The sequence below is a fragment of the Sporosarcina sp. Y1004 genome, assembly GCF_057669665.1.
The window spans coordinates 1-18551 of sequence record NZ_JBYHFQ010000040.1; the positions used below are offsets into that span (position 1 = coordinate 1).

The window sequence follows — 18551 nt, forward strand, 5'->3', positions numbered from 1 at the left end:
ATGAAGTAGTGTAAGCCGTTGATACATCAATGTTTATAGAGGGAGTTTAGTCGAACAAGGAATGATTGTAACTGAACAGGGTAAACTAAACCTAAATATAATTTAGGGTGATGAATTTGGATAAAAGTAAACCTCTTCTATTGGTTTTATTTAGTATACTAATTTGTGGGTTGTATTATGGGACAGTTAATGCAAAACCGACAGATACTCCTCCTTCTTTTGAGGGAAAATTTGCAGAAGTAGGGTACAAATCGGTAGCTGATGCTTTAGACGATTTTGAACATCATTTTAACCAAGAACTTGAGTTACCTACAAGAGTACCACCAATTAGCTTTACTCATTACTTTGGTAGGTTTAGTAATCTAGATGGCGAGATAAACGATACCTTGGAAGTTAAATTTATAAGTGATCAATTACCTGATAATCATTTCAAAATAGATGTTCGACCTATTCAGCATAAAATCACATTTGAAAAATATAAATCAAAAGTCTTGAAGTTAAAAAATGGAACTAATGCAATATATATTGATGACCTGAAATTTGGTTTAAATTTGTTAATCTTCGAAAGAGATAATTGGCAATATATGTTTAGTGTTGATGCAGATGTATCTGATAAAGTAACACCCGAAATACTCGTTCAGATAGCAAATTCTATTGATTTCTAAATAATCCTTATTCAGCTAACGGGTGGTTTAGTTAAACAAGACCATCATTATGGTCTATATTGCTATATTATGTTACTATGTGACCATAAATACAAAAAAACTTATAAAGAAAGGTGTAAAAAAAATGACGAAAGAAAATAATTCGGAAATTACTATTGAAACAACAGTTCATGCACCAGTTGAAAATGTATGGAAATATTGGACAGAGCCTAATCATATAACAAAATGGAATAGTGCTTCAGATGATTGGCACACTCCATTTTCTGAAAATGATTTAAGAGTAGGTGGAAAATTTTCCTCCAGAATGGAAGCGAGAGATGGAAGCTTTGGGTTTGATTTTGGTGGAGTATATGATGAAGTGAAATTAAATGAGTTCATTTCTTATACTTTAGGGGATGGAAGAAAAGTTGAAATAACTTTTCTTCAAGAAGAAAACGACACGAAAATCATACAAGTATTTGATCCAGAGACAGAAAATCCAATCGAGATGCAACAGGAAGGTTGGCAGTCAATATTAAATAATTTTAAAAAGTATGCAGAGCAACAATAAAAACAAGGGTAGCCAAGAGGATTTTTATTTACATGAACCTGTTAATACTTGGGTAGGCGGAGATGCTTATAATTAAATAATCAATGGTACGCATCCAACAGCTTTCTTCGTTTTAGCGATAGGACTTTTAATTGATGCTGTGTTGTTAGAGATTGCACAACAAAGAATCAAAAATCAATCAATGGAAATAGTTTCATCAAAACAAACAATAGAACAACGTAGCGATGTAGAACTAATGAATGAGAACAAAGAGGCTTAATACCTCTTTTTTTTGCCTAAAGGGAGGAACCAATATGAACAAGATAGCAGGACACTACCATATTTCGATGATTACGAAAAAAGGACAACAAAACAATCAGTTTTATCAAAAATTACTTGGACATCGTAGAACCTAAGGAACTAGTACAAATAAGTTAAAGCGTAGTTTTTCCAATTGAGATACAATGATAGTTAAAAGTTTAGATATTCGAATATTCATCCAACGGCTGCTTTAGTTAAACAAGTAAGTGCCTGTAAGGGTAGCTTTTTCTTATTGAACTCCCATGAAAATTAAACGCCAAACTTCGCGAAAATGGCAACACTAAAAGAAACGTAGCTCATTTTTTTTGAAAAAAGTGCAGCGACTAGTTATTGGTTCAGAATACTTTTCATATTCGTGGATTTCCTTTTGCCAGCTCTTTCATTATGACCAGGGACCAATCCTGCCCAGGAACATAGATGGGAAGAGCTTGGAAATTGATTCCCGACATCGGTTCCGACTTCAGCTAGGATTTGTTCAGCCATACGAGTGGCAACGCTAGGAATAGAATCCAACCGTGGTATCCAATACCCGTTCTGTACACATTTTCATCCTCTGTGGTGTAGCGCTGAATTTGCGCTACATGTATGGGTAACAGGGCAGGTTAGTTTATAAGTGCGAATTGGTAACCTAAAGGTGTTTATTAACAAAGGGGGGAGATTTATTGGGAATTTTACTCGAACTGATAGGTTCAATTGGAACACTTATTTTTTCTTCTATGAAAGATGTTACAAAAGAAGAAATTAACAAGAACATTGAGTTTCTTAAACAATACAAATGGTTTCAAGCATATATTGAGAATGTCCAATGCAATAAGTTAATCAACGAAAATGACAAAGTGCGACACATCATTGGTAAAATAAATATTGAAAAAATGTGGAGAAATTCCTATCAGAATAAGTATAGAAAAAAATTAGAAATGGTGTTACAAAAACAGACAAATAATCTTTGGTAACTTCTCGAGCTAACGGGTGCATTACTTGAACAAGGGTAAGATTTTAAATAATCTATTTGACACAAAACACGTTTCATTCAGCCATTGAATGAAACGTGTTATTTTTATTGTCTTTTTACGGAAGGGGGAAACCGCATAGTGTTTTTCAAAACTAAAATCTTTAGAAATAAGCTGTATATCTACCCTGAAGTCGAAGCACATGTAGCAAAACAAAATTCAACCGAACTAATCGAGCTGGGTTTTGTCGTCCTTGAAACATCCCACCTCCTGTTGAGGATGATGGATACCCAAACCTTCAAAAAGAATATGCGATTCACGCTTAATACCTTCTGCACTGCACCTGCAAGAGGGGCGATGAAATGAGATGGAATCTATAAGGAAGTTCCGTTGAACGTGTAAATGCCCAACTCATTTTCTACTAGATCGGATTTATCATTGTACAGGTGAGAAAGCCAAAGTTCATATCGACTTGGTTCATATTGCGTACAAAGCTAGTAAACTTGCAGTTGATCGACTCACCCAGCTTCAACTAACCACAATAGAGTAATCGGAAATTTTATTAAATTTTTTAAAATCATTTCAAATTCTGTTTCTTTATGATTTTTTAAAAGTACACATTATGAAATTGATTCACTTAACAATGGTTAGCAAAAACTGGAAATATATCAAAAAAAGTCATCCTCTGTACCGGAACGATTCCGGTGCAAAGGACGACTCTTCAATCATATTATTTCTGGATAAATTGCTGCGTCCAGTAGTTTCCGTTTTTGTCATAACCGATACCGATGTGAGTGAAATCAGCCGTTAAGATATTTTGTCTATGCCCTGGTGATTCCATCCATCCTTTTACGACTTCTTCGGCTGTACGTTGGCCCATCGCAATATTTTCAGCAGCCGATTTATACGTTACACCATTAGCTTTCATTTGATCGAACGGTGATCCGTAAGTCGGGCTTGTATGTGAAAAGTATCCTTTTGATGCCATATCTGTTGATTTTTGTCTTGCAGAGTTCATCAATTTAGCATCTGTTTGTAATGGTTTAAGACCTGCTTTTTGCCTTTCAACATTTGTTAGGTCAAGTACAGCTTTTTCAATTTCAGAAACAGATGCATCAGATGTTGTTTCTGCAGGTTTTACTGGCGCTACTTCTGCCGGTTTTTGCGGTGCTGTCTTAGCCGGTGGAGTTGCTTCCGGTGTTGGTGTCGCTGCCGGCTGCTTAGTCGGAGCTGGTTTTTCTACCGGCTTAGCTGTAACAGGCTCCTTCACTGGTTTCGCTTCTGGCTTAACCGTAACTGGTTTAGTTTGCTGTTGGTTCTGGGTTGGTACAGCAACCTCTGTATTATTTGCATAAGATTTCGCTAAACTATAAAGTCGATCAAAATTAATCGTTTTTTTGAGTAAAGTGTTGTCCATATAGGGTTGTTTGTCCCCACCTATGTAGCTTTGAATGTACTGCTGTGCTTTTTGCACCTGTACATTATTGTCCAAATTTGAAGCTTCTACACTATTGTTGTTCGGCAGTATGAGCGCCGAACCGAGCATGAGTACTGCAATCGATTTTTTCATCTCATTACTCCTCCCTTCGCAATCTATCATAACGCGTGGGAGAGTTAGAATATCGGGTTTTTTTTCCAGTCTATCCAATTCTAAAATGAATACTCTTGCAAAGGTCTCATATTCTATGGAAATGGATAAGTCTGGTCAACTATCTTTATTTTTCATCTTAATAGGGGTTGACGACCTCCTAAATTAACGATTTCATGCCTTCATCTATAATCACTAGACGGGCTTCCATCTTGACGGATTCAGACAACCAATTGACCATTCCATACGCACATTGAAATAAAAAAGGGTTTTTATAATCGGAAAGGAATTGTTCAGTATGAATTCGATGAATGATATAAAATACGCTGTTACTTCAGCAAAATACCCTTTTGCTTTGTGTAAAGGGGTTCATAAAGTAGTCGAGGATAAAATTAATGGGGTGTCTCATTCCGAAGCCTTTTTAAATGGGATGATTGAGGCTGAGTTTCATCCAGTAGTGACTATGGATGAAATATCAGAGTTAGTCATGCATCGATTAATGAAAACGTGGGTGATACGGAGGTTCATTTTCAACTTCCACATTCTGATGCAGATTCAGCCCCGATGTTCGTGATAACCATCAAATAGGATTGTATGCGTGCGCATTGCTACAACGTCGTAAATGATTGGTTTAAATCAGGGCAGAAAGAAGGTGAATAATCTTAAAATTGCCTAGCTGGTTGGGTAGAAGGAACAATCAGGATTTTCCGTTCGGGTTTTGACATAAAATATATCTACCATTATAAAACCAAGCTCACTAAAGTGTGGAGAGTAGAGATAAAAAATCACCAGATCTTTTGACATAAAATAGTTAGTCTTAGCTTAGCTGAGTACAAATTATTTTAGTTTTGTTCTTACTCAATGCTATAGTAAACAACAAACAAAAAACAAAAAACATCAAACAACAATCTCCAAAAAAATGATGAAAAGAGGAAGAAAATGTTTAAAAAAATAATGAAGCAAATCAAGCAACTGTCCCAAGGAAGCAGCGAACGAAGACGTGGTCAATATCGTCGTGGGAGTAGCAGTGAACGAGGAAATCATTATCGCCGGGGCAGTAGCAGCAATCGAAACTATAATCGATCTCCAATGAGCGGAAGTAACCGCTACAAACGGAAGGGGCGGAGCAGCAGCTAACCTTCCTAACTAGGGCTAATGTACTTTTTGTACAGCTTTAATTGCAGCATGAAGATCGGTTGAAATTTCACTAATAGTTGGATAAGGTTCTTTAATTTGTAATAGTCTTTTCAGCAAATATATGGTTCCCTTTTCTAAAGAAAGCTCTTCTGTCCATGGAAGAGCTTTTTTATTTTTGAAAGAGTACGTCGTATAAAGCAAATATAAAAGTATTTCACCTAAATCATAGTAGTCCTGTTGTTTCATTTCTAGGATATCTTTCTGTTTGTTATGTAAAGAACCAGATGGTAATTGCAATGGGTCAACCGAGACTCTTTGCTTAGATAAACCAAAATCAATCAAAAATGGCTCATTATTTTTCAATAAAATGTTTGGAATACGTAAATCTTGATGGTAAATATTTTCTGTGTGAAGATAATTGACTAATTCGAGCATTTGACCAAGAATTAATAAAGACTCTTTCTCATTAAAAGTTTTCTTATTATAAAAAATATGGTCTTCCAAATTCTCTCCTTCAATAAGACTCATCACATAAAAAAAGTATCCGTTATTTGAAAAAGCTTCATATAATATTGGCATATTTCTATGGTTCAGTGAACGCAACACAGAGGTTTCACTTTTAAATAGCATAACTTCTTTTTTGTTACGACTTTTACTTGGACGAAGCTGTTTAACCACTCTGTTTTCTTGTGACTTCAAATCATTACAAAGATAAACAATGCCATAGCTTCCAGTCCCTATAACATTCAAAACCTCGTAGCGTCCGTTCAACACCGTCCCTACTTTTATAGGTATATCAACAAAAAATTGATAAATTATTTTAATTGAACGCAAAATTGAAACTTCCCTCACCCCTTCTTTTACCTAAGGATCCTACACAAAACTTAAAAATTCCATAGTTATCGAACCTTAGATTGTTTTTAGAAACTTTATGTACTCGTTAAGCTCACAAAGTCCAGCAAAAATTAATTGAGTATGAAGTATAAAAGAGTACGGCCGTTAATAAAGAGGTTACATTATAAAAAGCTTAATGGATTGAAACAGACGAAATCTGGGGAGCTTCTTTAACTGTCATTCTTCAAGAATCCATGGCGATAGCCTAATTTAATTTTATCTGATTAATCTTAGGTCTACCAGTTTTACGGCATTTTGCTCTAGCTGTGTCATCCAACAATTGTTCGCCCACGAATGGTTTACCGTTCAAATTCCTCTTCTGTTTCCAGGATGGTGTCAGCAATTTTAATTAGCCTTTTTGTAGTTCTGGCTAGAAATAACAATGTATGGATGGAAGTGCGTATTTGGAAGTTAACCAACAAGTTTTATATATGGAGCACAACGGTAGGGTGACGAACCAGCTGAACTCGACTTCGATGCCTTCACTTGTTGTATTCATGAAAACAACAAAAAAAGCAAGAGATATGAACCCTAGCTTTTTATGATTTTTATTGGCTTGTGTTGAGGCTATCTGCCATCAACAAGTCGTTCTTGTAGGCAGCCATCGCCAGTTCATACCTTACTTTTTTGCCCGCATTCACGAAATCCGCTTCCTTCACAAGACCTGATAATGAATACCGGTGACCCCTGAAATCCACGTTCAGTTCGGTGATTTGGTTGAATTTGAAACTCTCCACGGGAACGCCGTTCTCATCCTTCAACAGGTATTCACCATATTTCTCGTTGCATGTTTGTGCCATTTCCTCCATCACTTTGAAAGCAACGTCAGGATTTTGCGTATAGTTGAGGACAAGGCTTTCGGTTACCCGGCGCATTCCCCGGGTCCCGTTCTGAAGTTCCATGATGCTGCTATAGGAGACCGTATAGAGGTATCCGTCATGCTGGCGGATTTTCAGGTGGCGCATGCTAATATCCTCGATTTTCCCCTGACGGTTTCCATTGATGATCACATAATCCCCGTGATGGATCTGGCGCTCAAACAAGTAGGTCAGCCCCATAATGTAATCGCGGATGATATGCTGAAGAATCAATGCCAAGGCACCTACGACCACGACCGAACCAGTGACAAGCTTTGTTAGGTCGTAGAAATAGCTAAGTACATAAATAAAGAAGATGACCAGTCCCAATGCCTTTGTCACCTGGTTGGCGAAATGAATTAATGTCTCTTCCCGCTTTTCATCCAAGATGCTCGTTTTGTCAAAGAAAAGCTTGATGGATTTGCGGAACAAATAAACCGTGAGTAGAATCAGCAGTGCCACCGTTACTATTTTTACGGGCGACTGCCGGAACAGTTCCAAGAAAAACATCCAATCAACTCCCACTTTTTTTTACACTATACCAAAGGAATGCAGATAAGAAGAAAAAACATCCTTTCGCAACAACCCTTTACGATAGCATGGTTACATTAAAAAAATAAGCAGTTTACTGGCTTCTTGAGGAACGATTATATTACCAGAATGTGTTTTTCGTTGATAAATGGTTATTAAAAGATATAGAGATAAAGGTCCATGAGGGAATTGAACCTGGGCAAGATTAATTCCCTTTTCATTCTTACAGAATAGCTAAAATTTATGAATCAGGAATGGTATGTACAATTCTTTATTTTTTATACAATATTGTCGGAAATAATAAAAAGAATATGTGATGGGGTTAGAAATTCATGGTGAAATACTCATCCAAAATTGAAGTAAATATACAAAGGAAAGAAGCTGATTTACAATCCAGCTTCTTCGCCTTTTATTTTAGTTTACCCATGCAGCACCAATGATGATCAAAAGGATAAACAATACAACAGTCAACGCGAATCCCTCTCGCCCATCATAATTATGCATTAATACAAGGTAAACTTTCTTAAAAATAGACTTTTGTCTTTACCAAGTCTTGGATACTACCATCTTTAGCACTTCTTGTGTAAACCCAAAGTTCACCAGTATTTGATGTAGGGGTTCTGTCGAATGGCAGAGTACTTGTGAAATTTCCGTACTCAGGAGCTCCTTTGTCAGCCATTGTAGAACGTTCTTTAGAAACAATAATTCCGTTAGCGTCTCTTAATTGATATAAAACATTTGCTTCAAACGCTCTTGCCTGACCCTCTATTCTTTGTCCATTAACCACTATTGTTCCCGGAAGTGGAGTCCATACGACAATGTTTTGAGAGGCTGGTAAAGGCAGAATTAGCTCATATTCTGGCCAAATCAGATTTCCTTGGTAACCTGGTCGATTTTGGTTTGCCATTGTTATGCTTGAAAGGGAAATTCCAAATCTATTCGAAATCGATGAAAGTGTATCACCTGATCGTATTTCGTATATAAATACAGGTACTGTTAATGGTTGACTAGGGAAAATAATGTTGGGGTTTACTATATCATTAATACCAGAAACTAAATCACTAAATGCATCAAACCTAGAAGCAATCTTACTAACTGTATCTCCGGATTTAACAATATAAGTTATTTTATCAGTTTTCGAAAGAACTGGAACGACAAGTACATCTCCAGGATAAATATGACCAGGATCAGTTACCGGCTGAAATAAATGATTCGCTCTTCCTATTGCTTCAACAAAACTTCCAAATCTACGAGCTATTGAATATAATGTATCGCTCTTACTTACTGTGTAAATATAAGTTTTATTAAAAACTATTGACAATATCATCACCTCCATTTTAATTTTTAAAAGTGTCTGTACTCAAACAAGACAATCTTACTATTAAGATATTCTTGTAAAACAAAGAGGATGGGGACAATCATATTGAGTCATTCATGGAATTATCAACAGAATTATAAACGGGAAGTGTCAAGGGTGCATGTCTGACTGGAGCGATAGCAGAAGGATTCTAAGGAGTTGTCACGTGGGATGATTTTCACCCTCTTGTCAAAAGTCATTTTTATCACGAAACAAATCACATTGTTACCGTTCTGAACTGAACCCCAAATGGTAGACACTTTTAAAAAAGCGATCCCATTTTGAGTTTTTTCTGTCTTAAAGTCTATGTAAACTGAAGATAACTGGCCTGATAGGAGTGTTTAAAATGAGAAAAATACTTTTCAATGAACTTCAACGTAGATTATTAGAAACAAATCCTGATGTGAACTCAGCCTCAGAACGTTCTATCCAATATAAACCTAAATTTAAAGTATTAGCCGTCGTAGAGAATCAGAACGGTAAAGGCCCGTCTCAATTTTTTACTGAACTTGGATTTGACTTAGAAATGATTGGCACCGAGAAAGCTAATAGTTCACTTAGTCGTTGGAGATATTCATATCAGCTTCACGGAGAAGATGGGTACTTTGAGGAACGGCGCTGAAAAGGAAGTACTGGTCGCCCATCCACTAAAGAGTAATATCCTGAGAAGAAACTTAATAAAGCTGAAGCGCGGATTAAATATCTTGAAGCTGAGGTCGAATTGTTAAAAAAGCTCGAGGAATTAGAGAGTCAGCCGAGAAATAACTCTAACATCAGCAGAGAAATATCAGGTGATTAACGAAGTGATTCGTAAGTTTCAAGTAAAGAGGTTAACGACCCATCTATGCGAAGTCGCAAAAGTACATCGAAGTGGTTATTATGCATTATCGGAAAAAATAGATATCCATGCCATCCGCGATGAAAATGACTATCAAGACTACCTTGTACTCAAATGTGCTTATGATGCCTTTAGAGGGAAAATCGGATATCGGTGTCTCTATATGGCATTAGAAGAATTGCTTGAGATTCCAATGAATCAGAAGAAAATTGGCGCAATTTAGCAGAAAGAGATAAAAGGACGAACAGAGTTAACAGCAATGGGAAATTGAATGGTTGAATGAATGGGTTAACAAGACTAATTAACATAGGAGATAAATAGCTAAAAGAAAACAAGCAGGTTACCCATATGTTGTATTAACCTTTCAAACACTTGGAGTCTAGCAATTGCGGAAAGACTTGCTCCATCCTCGCAAATTGTATAAAATTTTTCCGAGAAACTAGCGGATAAGCTTGATCATTATGTGGGTGAGGATTATATGACTTATGTACAGGCATTGAAGAAGGCACAGAAGGAGATTACGCCGCCTAATTGTGTGATTCCGTATGTGAGTTATGAGGAATGGGCTTAAGGAAAATAGAATGATAAAAGTGATTATTGTAGAGTAGTCCTGTTCGACTCGTGTATAGTGATATTGTACTGTGGTTGAAATTACGGTAAAGGAGGTGGGTCATTTTGCTTCACGGATATATTGTTAAACGCAATTATATTTTAGGGAGGAAGTGATCCGCTATCTCGGTTCGTTGCTCCGTTATGCAACCGGTCTTTGAGCATAGACCTAAAAGAAGCTTATTTATTGTGCCCTTATAGGCGTGAACTATAAGGGCGCAAGGATGAATAACAAAGAACTCAGAAGCAATCAAAGCATGGCTCTTAGTCAATAAAGATAACGCAGAAGTAAAACGCACCTCGGAGAACTTTCAACGCCTACAGTTAAGGGAGCGGAAGGGTTGCTAGATACAAATGTAGGAAGTGAAGTGTAACAACCTCGTTTGGATAGTAATTTCACAAGAGGTCTTACTACATGGAATGAAAAAAATCTCGACACTCTCGTCGATTCAGAAGAAGTAAACGTAACCCGTCTAAATTGCTTAATGAAGTTCAACTTGATGAAGACAATTATCATTCTTGGGTTAGTGCATTAAAACTGCTTGGTTGAAAGTAGACTTTTAGCACTCTAACAACGTGAAAGTATATAAAAAGGTGAAGAAGGATGCTGAAACAAATGATATTGCTATCTATTTTATCGTATATGTGTTATTCTTATTAAGAGTTATTTTTGTTCTTTTTCAGATTGAGAATTTTGTTTTTCGTCTAAGGTATTTGAACAAGGGTAGTAACATATTGTGTGGATATCCGCACTAGGAGGCAACAATTATGGAACAAGGTACAGTTAAATGGTTTAATGCAGAAAAAGGTTTTGGATTCATCGAGCGTGAAGCAGGAGAGGACGTATTCGTACATTTCTCAGCAATTCAAAGCGAAGGTTTCAAATCTTTAGACGAAGGTCAAAGTGTAACATTTGAAATTGAACAAGGACAACGTGGCCTACAAGCTACAAACGTTCAAAAAGCTTAATAACAGCTATAAAAAGACCCTACTTGTAGGGTCTTTTTTTATTTGCTTAAAATAGTTTATATTAATAGTAATCTGTGTCACTTTAACCGATAACGATAATCTGTGCATATTTTTAGTGTAATTTTTAAAAAAATTATTTCTTTCAGAAAATAGATGGGAACAGTTTGTAGTGAGTATGTAAGTGAAGTTAAATTGATTATAAAATTCAAAATATTACATCATAACCCTTGACTCTTTTAGTAAAGTTAATTAGTATCTAATATACAGTTTACAAGTATCAGAATAGATTTATTAAAGTTTTGGTAATTTGGAAATACTTATTTCAAGGCTATTACCAAAGGGTACAGTTTAGTTGAGAATCGATAACAGACCAAATATTAGGTAACTTCACCGTGAACAGAGGTGTTTATATTACAGTCGATACCTGTTTTTTATGTGCTAATGGTCGTTGATAGAAGAAGTCATATAATCTGATTTCTAGCGAATTCAAACGAGGCAATAAATGAATTTGTAAGCCTACTAGACAACTAGCGGCTCTCGATTTAAGAATTTTATTCTTAAAAGAGAGCTTTTTATTTTGGTCTACATTTGGTTCAATATCACTTAGGAGGAATATGAAATGACAAAAAAACGAATTCTATTAAACGCTTTTGAAATGAACTGCCCGAGCAATCAATCGCCTGGATTATGGTCGCATCCTGATAGTGAAGCTCATCGATATACAGACATCGACTATTGGATAGAGCTTGCGAAACTATTGGAAGCTGCACAATTTGACTCAATCTTTTTAGCAGACGTTTTAGGTCCTTACGATGTGTACGAAGGTACAAGGGATGCTTCACTGCGCCAAGCAGTGCAATCACCTGTCAATGATCCACTCTTGGTTGTGCCAGCAATGGCGGCGGTGACAAAAAATCTTGGATTTGGCGTGACGGCTTCCGTTACACATGAACATCCCTACACATTTGCGCGCCGCATGTCGACATTGGACCATTTGACAAAAGGAAGGGTTGGTTGGAATATTGTCACGTCTTACTTGAAGAGCGCCGCTTTAAACATGGGGCTCGATAAACAAATCGATCATAGTGCGCGGTATGACATTGCCGAAGAATATTTGGAGGTGTGTTATAAATTATGGGAACAGAGCTGGGAAGAGGATGCTGTTGTGAGAGACCCGAAACGTAAAGTGTATATTGATCCGGAAAAAGTGCATGACATCAACCATCAAGGGAAGCACTTCTCTGTTCCAGGTGCACACCTTTGCGAACCGTCTCCACAGCGCACACCAGTCATTTTTCAAGCGGGATTATCACCAAGAGGGGCTGCTTTTGCGGCTGAACATGCGGAAGGTATTTATATTTCCATGCCAACAGCTGACATTGCCAAAAAATACGTAGAAAAAATCCGAAGCCAAGCCGAAACATATGGAAGAAAGAGGGGTGAAATAAAAATCTTCAGCCTGTTCACACCGATTGTTGGACGGACACAAGAAGAGGCGGAAGAAAAGTACAATGATTACAAGGAATATATAAGCCTTGAAGGTGCAATGAGTCTGTTCAGCGGATGGACTGGAATTGATTTGTCAGAATATGATTTGGATGAGGACTTGCAATTTGTCGAAAATGACTCTATGCGTTCAAGGGTTGAAATCTTCACGAAGGTGGACCCGGATAAAAAGTGGTCAATCAAAGAAATCGCGGAATTTGTAGGAATTGGCGGAATCGGTCCTGTTGTAGTCGGGACACCTGAAAAAATAGCAGACGAAATGGAACGTTGGGTAAATGAGGCGGATGTGGATGGGTTCAATATTACGTATGCGGTCAAACCTGGATCATTCAAAGATTTCGCCGAACTAGTCGTGCCTGTTTTGCAAGAAAGGGGACTCGTACGGAAGCAGTCTGAAGCGACGACTATGCGGGCGAATCTATTCGAAGCCGGTGACCAGCTACCAGAACATCACGCGGGAAAACGCTTTTCACGTAAGCTGCAACCAGTTGATCAATGAAAAGATGTTGAGGGTATTCGAAAGAATTCCTAATGTATATAAATGAACATAATACTGGTTTTATAAAACCAGATTTCCAAAAAGGTCATGAGGCCAAAAGTGATTGAATCTATTAGCGCTAAAAAGATTGTGAGAAAAGGATTACACCATTTCGAAGCTAGAGAAAAATGTCGAAAAAACAAACAATATAAGATATTAATTAGGGGGAAGAAATTTTGAGCAGAGAAGAATTGTATAGAAAATCGTATTTTAACCGTCTTGGAGAATTAAGTGATCTTGTACCAGATACTTTCAAAGCTTTTGTACAGTTCGACAAACTTGCACTATCAGAGGGAAAGCTCACGAAAAAGTTAAAAGAATTAATTGCCATTGCTGTAGCCCATACAACAGGTTGCCCATATTGTATTGAGGTTCATGTGAAAGTAGCAAAATCAGTAGATGTTACCAAAGAAGAAATGTCTGAAGCCATCATGGTCGCAACGGCCCTAAAGGCAGGCTCTGCTCTTGCACATGGAGTGAATGCATTAAACGCATACGACCAAAATGAAGACGATGAATTATATAAAGCGTCATATTTTAATAGATTAAAAGAATTCTCAAAGCTAAATGGAGATATATTTAAGTCATTTCTTGATTTTGATACTAAAACAATGAAAGAAAGTTTATTAAGTGTAAAAGAGAAAGAATTGATAGCTGTTGCTGTTGCCCATACAACGGGATGCCCGTACTGTATTGACATTCATACGAAGGGGGCAAAGGGTGCTGACGCAACTATGGAAGAAATAGCAGAATCGATTATGGTGGCAACTGCATTAAAAGCGGGTTCAGCCTTGGCTCATAGTGTAAACGCATTAAATGCATTTGATTCATAAATATAGATATAAAATCAAGGTTCTTAGTGTTTCATTGCTTTATTGAACGGCAAAAGCAGGTCACACTAAGTGACCTGTTTTTGTATTTACACTAAAAAAAATTATTGATTTGCAAAGACCAGCAATTGCCATTTTTTTTTCGCATGTGTATATTTCACAAATTTACAAGTTCTCCTGCTACAACATTAAATCAGTCGCAAACCGAAGACATAACTGGGATTTCGAGAGATTAGGGTTTCAGTCATTGGTGCGAAACCCATTTTTTGTACCCTAACATTTTAGTATAATGAAACAATGATTCATATCGGGGAGATGTAACAAAATAACTGGAAACTGAAGATATGTCCGCAACCGTACAAATCAAGTATTCGTTAAGTAATTTGGTGAATTCAGCCATAAATAAATACCTTATATATTACTTTTTTATAATATAACAGAGTATATTGATAATTATATCACTAATTGAAAGAACCTATTTTATGCTTACGGTCGTTGTGTTCAAATGTCAATCCGCGTCACGTAATTCAAAGTCAAATACGCTTAAGTTTTCGATTATAATCCGTTGTTGATACTTGATATTAAAAATAAACCCCATTTGCCTTTCCACGGAAATCCTTATAAAAAGTTTCTAATGCCTCGCACATTACTACTTACGCCCAAAATGTATGAAAAAATCATTAGCCTTGTCTACAAATCACTTTTTTTCCCCGCTGTTTTGTTGAATATATCTGTACCATAGCAACATCGATTAGTGATAAAGGCAAGGGCAATTGGACAGAATTGATTAGTTTAAATAAATCTCGTTTCTCTCTTTTATTCTTGAAATGATGATTGATGAAACCATATTAGTATTAATAATTTGCGCTTTAGCTGGTATCAAAAAACCATTTAATTTTAAAAATACAAAACAATCTATATTAAATTTCCTTATAGTTGTAGGCGATTTTGATTTGATTTGGAATCTTGTACCATTCTTTTTTTCGGTAAGAAAGAAATTCGGTTTGTGAATGTTCAGAAATTTAAATTGACATTGTCTGAACTTTGTATTAATCTATTATTGCATTACAGAATTTCAACTAAGCGTTTATTTTTAGTTATATTGGAATGACCTAGAAATGTTAATTATCTAAAAGGGGGAAGTATTTTGTATAATCCGGAAATTGAAACAGCCTCACGCGTACAAATGGAAGAGTGGCAGTTAACTGGTCTTAAAGAGACAGTGAAAAAGGTATATGGTAATGTTGATTTTTACAAAAAGAAGTTTGATGAGCTGGGTGTAAAACCCGAGGATATTCAAACTATTGATGACATTGTAAAACTTCCATTTACGGTCAAGAAAGATTTTCGGGATACATATCCTTATGGTTTATTCGCTGAGCCAATAGAAAATATTAATCGGATTCATGGTTCATCCGGGACAAGTGGCAAACCGACAATCGTTGGTTATACCGAAAAGGATTTAAAAAATTGGGGAACTATTGTTGCAAGAGCAATCGTTACGGCTGGTGGAAGGAAATCGGATGTATTTCATAACGCATATGGTTATGGATTATTTACGGGTGGTCTGGGACTTCACCAAGGTGCAGATGAACTTGGCGTTGCGACAGTTCCAATTTCCGGTGGAAATACAGAACGCCAAATTACACTAATTAATGATCTGAAGCCAAGAGGTATTTGTGGAACGCCTTCATACATTCTGAGCATCGTTGAAAAAATGGAGGATATGGGGATTGACCCACGTGAGACCAATCTTGAATATGGCATTCTCGGAGCAGAAGCATGGTCGGAAGAAATGCGTGCTACTCTCGAGAAAAAACTAAACTTTAAAGCAGTAGATATATATGGTTTAAGTGAAATTATGGGACCTGGCGTAGCAATTGAGTGTCATGAAGAGCAGGACGGTCTTCATATAGCAGAGGATCATTTCTATGTAGAAGTAATTGATGTAGATACGCTTCAACCTGTTGCGGATGGAGAAAGTGGGGAGCTTGTCTTTACTAGTCTTCAAAAGGAAGCGCTGCCAATTATCCGCTACCGTACGGGAGATATTGCTTCCATCACTCGTGAGAAATGTAAATGTGGAAGAACTACGACGAGAATGTCACGTGTCAAAGGGCGGACGGACGATATGATGATTATTCGCGGTGTAAACGTTTTCCCATCGGAAATGGAAAGGGAACTTCTCCAAGTTAGTGAACTCACGCCAGTGTATCAAATCCATTTAGTCCGTAAAGGTGCTATGGATGCTGTAGTACTACATGTTGAGTGTGATACATCTCTTTATAATGAAATTGGTGAAGATTTAAAACACGAAAGAATTACTTTATTAAAGAGAAAAATTCAACACCAGATGAAAAATACATGTCTCATATCCGTAGATATTGTTGTGAATCCACCAAAAACGATTCCACGTTCGGAAGGAAAGGCTATCAGAGTTGTCGATAAACGGGAGAAATGCCTAGTTAGTGTTTAATTAGCAAAACTAAAAAGGGGTGTGTGTGTGATGGGGGACCTTTTACAGTTTACGTTAACTGGGATGACAATTGGCAGTATTTATGCCATTGTCGCTCTCGGTTTCGTTACTATTTATAGTGTGACAAAGGTTATTAATCTAGCTCAAGGAGAATTTGTAATGTTGGGTGGTTTGACGATGTTTTCTTTATCGTCTGCCGGTATGCCCTACTGGCTAGGTTTTATTGTGACTATCATCTTTGTTTCGATGATAGGCTGGGGAATGGAGTTTGTTCTAATTAGGAGGGCTAAAGGAGCAAATGCCATTAGTCTGATTATATTAACGATTGGAACGGCCATATTTTTTCGTGGAATCGCTAGTATCATTTGGGGGAAGGATCAATTGCGAGTTGCTCCGTTTACAGAAAATAATCCGGTCAACATTGCAGGAGCTACAATTACACCACAAGCAATTTGGGTTATCGTAATAATGCTTTTAGTAGTTGTACTATTATATCTGTTACTTGATAAAACAATGGTAGGTAAAGCGTTCCGAGCGTCATCAGTAAATCCATTGGCAGCACGATTGATGGGAATCAGCCCTAAAAAAATGTCAGCGCTTTCATTCGCTTTAAGTGCAGCGCTCGGCGCATTGGCGGGTCTTGCTATCGCCCCAATTATGTTCCCAGCCTATGATATGGGTACAATGCTCGGCATAAAAGGTTTCTCGGCAGCAATTTTGGGCGGGCTTGGAAGTGCCCCAGGAGCTGTTATTGGTGGATTGTTGATTGGCTTATTGGAATCCCTAGGTGCTGGTTACATCAGCTCAGGAATGAAAGATGCGATTACTTTTTCGGCGATTCTGTTAATCTTACTAATTCGCCCTAGTGGTATTTTAGGTGAAAAAAGCGTTGGAAAAGGAGGATTGTGATGAAGTTACAAGGGGTTCAACAAACAAAATGGATGGGTGTGTTACTCTTTGCTTTGGTGATTATTGGATTCCCATTTGTGGTCACACAGTCATTCTATTTAACTCATGCAACATTCGCTGGCATTTACGCTATTATCGCAATTGGACTCGGGTTATTGATGGGATATGCAGGTCAAATTTCACTTGGACAAGCTGCGTTTTACGGTGTTGGCGCATATACGACGTCAGTATTGACGGCGACAATGGGGTGGAGTCCATGGGTAAGTCTGCCATTCGCACTTCTTATTCCTGGATTGCTGGCCTATGTCATGGGTCATACTATGTCACGATTAAGCGGCTACTATCTTGCAATGGCGACGCTTGCACTTGGAATAATCGTCCATACGCTACTGGTAGAATGGCGTGACGTAACAAAGGGTGCTTCAGGGTTTTATGGAATACCGCAACTAAAATTATTTGGTTACACGATTAATCAAGGAATTCCCTATTATTACCTCGTTTGGTTTTTCGTCATCATCGTCTTAATTCTTTCTTTAAATATTGTTCATTCGAGAGTTGGGAGAGCGCTACGATCAATTCATGACAGTGAAATTGCCTCAAGTTCGATGGGTGTGAATACTGGGAAATATAAAATGCAAATCTTCATTTTAAGCGCTATGTTTGCCGGACTTGCGGGCTGGCTGTTTGCACATATGAGTTACAGTATTTCACCAGCAGCGTTTACATTCGATGCATCAATTCTTTTTTTAGCAATGGTTGTACTAGGAGGAAGTGGCAGTGTATGGGGGGCGTTAATCGGAACAATTCTAATCCGAGTTGTAGGTATTATCGTTCATATGCTTGGTGAACAGTTTCCTTTCATTACCAGTGACTTTGAACATGTCATTTACGGCTTGATATTAATGCTTGTTGTCATTTTTGTACCACGCGGCTTGTTCCCAACTATTGCTGATTGGATTGAATCAAATTTGTCGAAACAATCGAGTAAAAAACAAAGGATTAAACTAGGGGCTAAAAGGGAAGTTTCATGAAAGTGAGGCGATTTGA

Annotated in this window: 19 protein-coding genes and 1 pseudogene; 14 read left to right on the top strand and 6 right to left on the bottom strand. The window is 37.3% G+C overall.

The features are described from left to right. Window positions 1–110: 110 nt before the first annotated feature. Both AC25Y6_RS18305 and AC25Y6_RS18310 read left to right on the top strand, forming a co-directional pair. Window positions 111–665: a hypothetical protein gene (locus AC25Y6_RS18305; RefSeq protein ID WP_488144023.1), complete on the top strand. Its 555-nt coding sequence runs from the start codon at window positions 111–113 to the stop codon at window positions 663–665. Window positions 666–789: 124 nt separating this feature from the next. Next, complete coding sequence (locus AC25Y6_RS18310; protein ID WP_488144024.1) at window positions 790–1215, top strand: SRPBCC family protein; 426 nt, start codon at window positions 790–792, stop codon at window positions 1213–1215. Window positions 1216–1860: 645 nt separating this feature from the next. On the opposite strand, the pseudogene AC25Y6_RS18315 reads toward AC25Y6_RS18310, so the two are convergent. Then, window positions 1861–2028, bottom strand: a pseudogene (locus AC25Y6_RS18315) (transposase); the annotation flags it as partial. A gap of 149 nt (window positions 2029–2177) precedes the next feature. Here AC25Y6_RS18315 and AC25Y6_RS18320 point away from each other — a divergent pair. Together AC25Y6_RS18320 and AC25Y6_RS18325 are read left to right on the top strand one after the other, a co-directional pair. Continuing rightward, the gene (locus AC25Y6_RS18320; protein WP_488144025.1) at window positions 2178–2468 is read left to right on the top strand and encodes a hypothetical protein; all 291 of its coding nucleotides are present in this window, start codon (window positions 2178–2180) and stop codon (window positions 2466–2468) included. Between the two features lie 138 nt (window positions 2469–2606). After that, a complete protein-coding gene (locus tag AC25Y6_RS18325) occupies window positions 2607–2831 on the top strand; it encodes a hypothetical protein (RefSeq protein ID WP_488144026.1) in 225 nt (74 codons plus the stop codon). A 364-nt stretch (window positions 2832–3195) separates the two neighbouring features. Here AC25Y6_RS18325 and AC25Y6_RS18330 read toward each other — a convergent pair whose 3' ends face one another. Further along, a complete protein-coding gene (locus tag AC25Y6_RS18330; protein WP_488144027.1) occupies window positions 3196–4035 on the bottom strand; it encodes a CAP domain-containing protein in 840 nt (279 codons plus the stop codon). 1170 nt (window positions 4036–5205) lie between these two features. Next, the gene (locus AC25Y6_RS18335; RefSeq protein ID WP_488144028.1) at window positions 5206–6024 is read right to left on the bottom strand and encodes a serine/threonine protein kinase; all 819 of its coding nucleotides are present in this window, start codon (window positions 6022–6024) and stop codon (window positions 5206–5208) included. 446 nt (window positions 6025–6470) lie between these two features. Here AC25Y6_RS18335 and AC25Y6_RS18340 point away from each other — a divergent pair, with 446 nt between their 5' ends. Further along, window positions 6471–6629: a hypothetical protein gene (locus tag AC25Y6_RS18340; RefSeq protein WP_488144029.1), complete on the top strand. Its 159-nt coding sequence runs from the start codon at window positions 6471–6473 to the stop codon at window positions 6627–6629. A 3-nt stretch (window positions 6630–6632) separates the two neighbouring features. Here the strand turns inward: AC25Y6_RS18340 and AC25Y6_RS18345 are convergent, their stop codons facing one another. The 3 genes from AC25Y6_RS18345 to AC25Y6_RS18355 all read right to left on the bottom strand — a co-directional run bounded on the left by AC25Y6_RS18345 (window position 6633) and on the right by AC25Y6_RS18355 (window position 8808). Then, complete coding sequence (locus AC25Y6_RS18345; RefSeq protein WP_488144030.1) at window positions 6633–7451, bottom strand: mechanosensitive ion channel family protein; 819 nt, start codon at window positions 7449–7451, stop codon at window positions 6633–6635. Between the two features lie 435 nt (window positions 7452–7886). Continuing rightward, window positions 7887–7976, bottom strand: coding sequence for a YjcZ family sporulation protein (locus tag AC25Y6_RS18350; RefSeq protein WP_482100975.1), 90 nt, complete (start codon window positions 7974–7976; stop codon window positions 7887–7889). A 19-nt stretch (window positions 7977–7995) separates the two neighbouring features. Beyond that, window positions 7996–8808 (bottom strand): LysM peptidoglycan-binding domain-containing protein, encoded by an 813-nt coding sequence (locus tag AC25Y6_RS18355; protein WP_488144031.1) that lies wholly within the window; start codon window positions 8806–8808, stop codon window positions 7996–7998. 367 nt (window positions 8809–9175) lie between these two features. Here AC25Y6_RS18355 and AC25Y6_RS18360 point away from each other — a divergent pair, with 367 nt between their 5' ends. The 9 genes from AC25Y6_RS18360 (at window position 9176) to AC25Y6_RS18400 (ending at window position 18535) form a co-directional block, all read left to right on the top strand. Beyond that, complete coding sequence (locus AC25Y6_RS18360) at window positions 9176–9451, top strand: hypothetical protein (protein WP_488144032.1); 276 nt, start codon at window positions 9176–9178, stop codon at window positions 9449–9451. Window positions 9452–9632: 181 nt separating this feature from the next. Beyond that, complete coding sequence (locus AC25Y6_RS18365) at window positions 9633–9890, top strand: hypothetical protein (RefSeq protein WP_488144033.1); 258 nt, start codon at window positions 9633–9635, stop codon at window positions 9888–9890. Window positions 9891–11044: 1154 nt separating this feature from the next. Continuing rightward, complete coding sequence (locus AC25Y6_RS18370; protein ID WP_025783429.1) at window positions 11045–11245, top strand: cold-shock protein; 201 nt, start codon at window positions 11045–11047, stop codon at window positions 11243–11245. A 619-nt stretch (window positions 11246–11864) separates the two neighbouring features. Continuing rightward, window positions 11865–13250 (top strand): LLM class flavin-dependent oxidoreductase, encoded by a 1386-nt coding sequence (locus AC25Y6_RS18375; RefSeq protein WP_488144034.1) that lies wholly within the window; start codon window positions 11865–11867, stop codon window positions 13248–13250. A gap of 215 nt (window positions 13251–13465) precedes the next feature. Then, window positions 13466–14122, top strand: coding sequence for a carboxymuconolactone decarboxylase family protein (locus tag AC25Y6_RS18380; protein WP_488144035.1), 657 nt, complete (start codon window positions 13466–13468; stop codon window positions 14120–14122). Between the two features lie 824 nt (window positions 14123–14946). Beyond that, window positions 14947–15129, top strand: coding sequence for a hypothetical protein (locus AC25Y6_RS18385; RefSeq protein ID WP_488144036.1), 183 nt, complete (start codon window positions 14947–14949; stop codon window positions 15127–15129). A gap of 176 nt (window positions 15130–15305) precedes the next feature. Further along, window positions 15306–16595, top strand: coding sequence for a phenylacetate--CoA ligase family protein (locus AC25Y6_RS18390; protein WP_482101017.1), 1290 nt, complete (start codon window positions 15306–15308; stop codon window positions 16593–16595). A gap of 30 nt (window positions 16596–16625) precedes the next feature. Next, on the top strand, window positions 16626–17504 hold the full coding sequence (locus AC25Y6_RS18395; protein WP_482100969.1) for a branched-chain amino acid ABC transporter permease: 879 nt from the start codon (window positions 16626–16628) through the stop codon (window positions 17502–17504). Then, window positions 17504–18535 carry a branched-chain amino acid ABC transporter permease gene (locus AC25Y6_RS18400; protein WP_482106139.1) on the top strand — a complete coding sequence of 344 codons (1032 nt, stop codon included), beginning with the start codon at window positions 17504–17506 and terminating at the stop codon, window positions 18533–18535. Before AC25Y6_RS18395 ends, AC25Y6_RS18400 begins: the two co-directional genes overlap by 1 nt. The last annotated feature ends 16 nt before the right edge of the window (window positions 18536–18551 follow it).

Coding starts and splice junctions, on each gene's coding strand:
- AC25Y6_RS18305 (WP_488144023.1), top strand. CDS start 111: ATGAATTTGGATAAAAGTAAACCTCTTCTATTGGTTTTATTTAGTATA.
- AC25Y6_RS18310 (WP_488144024.1), top strand. CDS start 790: ATGACGAAAGAAAATAATTCGGAAATTACTATTGAAACAACAGTTCAT.
- AC25Y6_RS18330 (WP_488144027.1), bottom strand. CDS start 4,035: ATGAAAAAATCGATTGCAGTACTCATGCTCGGTTCGGCGCTCATACTG.
- AC25Y6_RS18340 (WP_488144029.1), top strand. CDS start 6,471: ATGGATGGAAGTGCGTATTTGGAAGTTAACCAACAAGTTTTATATATG.
- AC25Y6_RS18345 (WP_488144030.1), bottom strand. CDS start 7,451: ATGTTTTTCTTGGAACTGTTCCGGCAGTCGCCCGTAAAAATAGTAACG.
- AC25Y6_RS18350 (WP_482100975.1), bottom strand. CDS start 7,976: ATGCATAATTATGATGGGCGAGAGGGATTCGCGTTGACTGTTGTATTG.
- AC25Y6_RS18355 (WP_488144031.1), bottom strand. CDS start 8,808: ATGGAGGTGATGATATTGTCAATAGTTTTTAATAAAACTTATATTTAC.
- AC25Y6_RS18360 (WP_488144032.1), top strand. CDS start 9,176: ATGAGAAAAATACTTTTCAATGAACTTCAACGTAGATTATTAGAAACA.
- AC25Y6_RS18370 (WP_025783429.1), top strand. CDS start 11,045: ATGGAACAAGGTACAGTTAAATGGTTTAATGCAGAAAAAGGTTTTGGA.
- AC25Y6_RS18375 (WP_488144034.1), top strand. CDS start 11,865: ATGACAAAAAAACGAATTCTATTAAACGCTTTTGAAATGAACTGCCCG.
- AC25Y6_RS18385 (WP_488144036.1), top strand. CDS start 14,947: ATGATGATTGATGAAACCATATTAGTATTAATAATTTGCGCTTTAGCT.
- AC25Y6_RS18390 (WP_482101017.1), top strand. CDS start 15,306: ATGGAAGAGTGGCAGTTAACTGGTCTTAAAGAGACAGTGAAAAAGGTA.
- AC25Y6_RS18395 (WP_482100969.1), top strand. CDS start 16,626: ATGGGGGACCTTTTACAGTTTACGTTAACTGGGATGACAATTGGCAGT.
- AC25Y6_RS18400 (WP_482106139.1), top strand. CDS start 17,504: ATGAAGTTACAAGGGGTTCAACAAACAAAATGGATGGGTGTGTTACTC.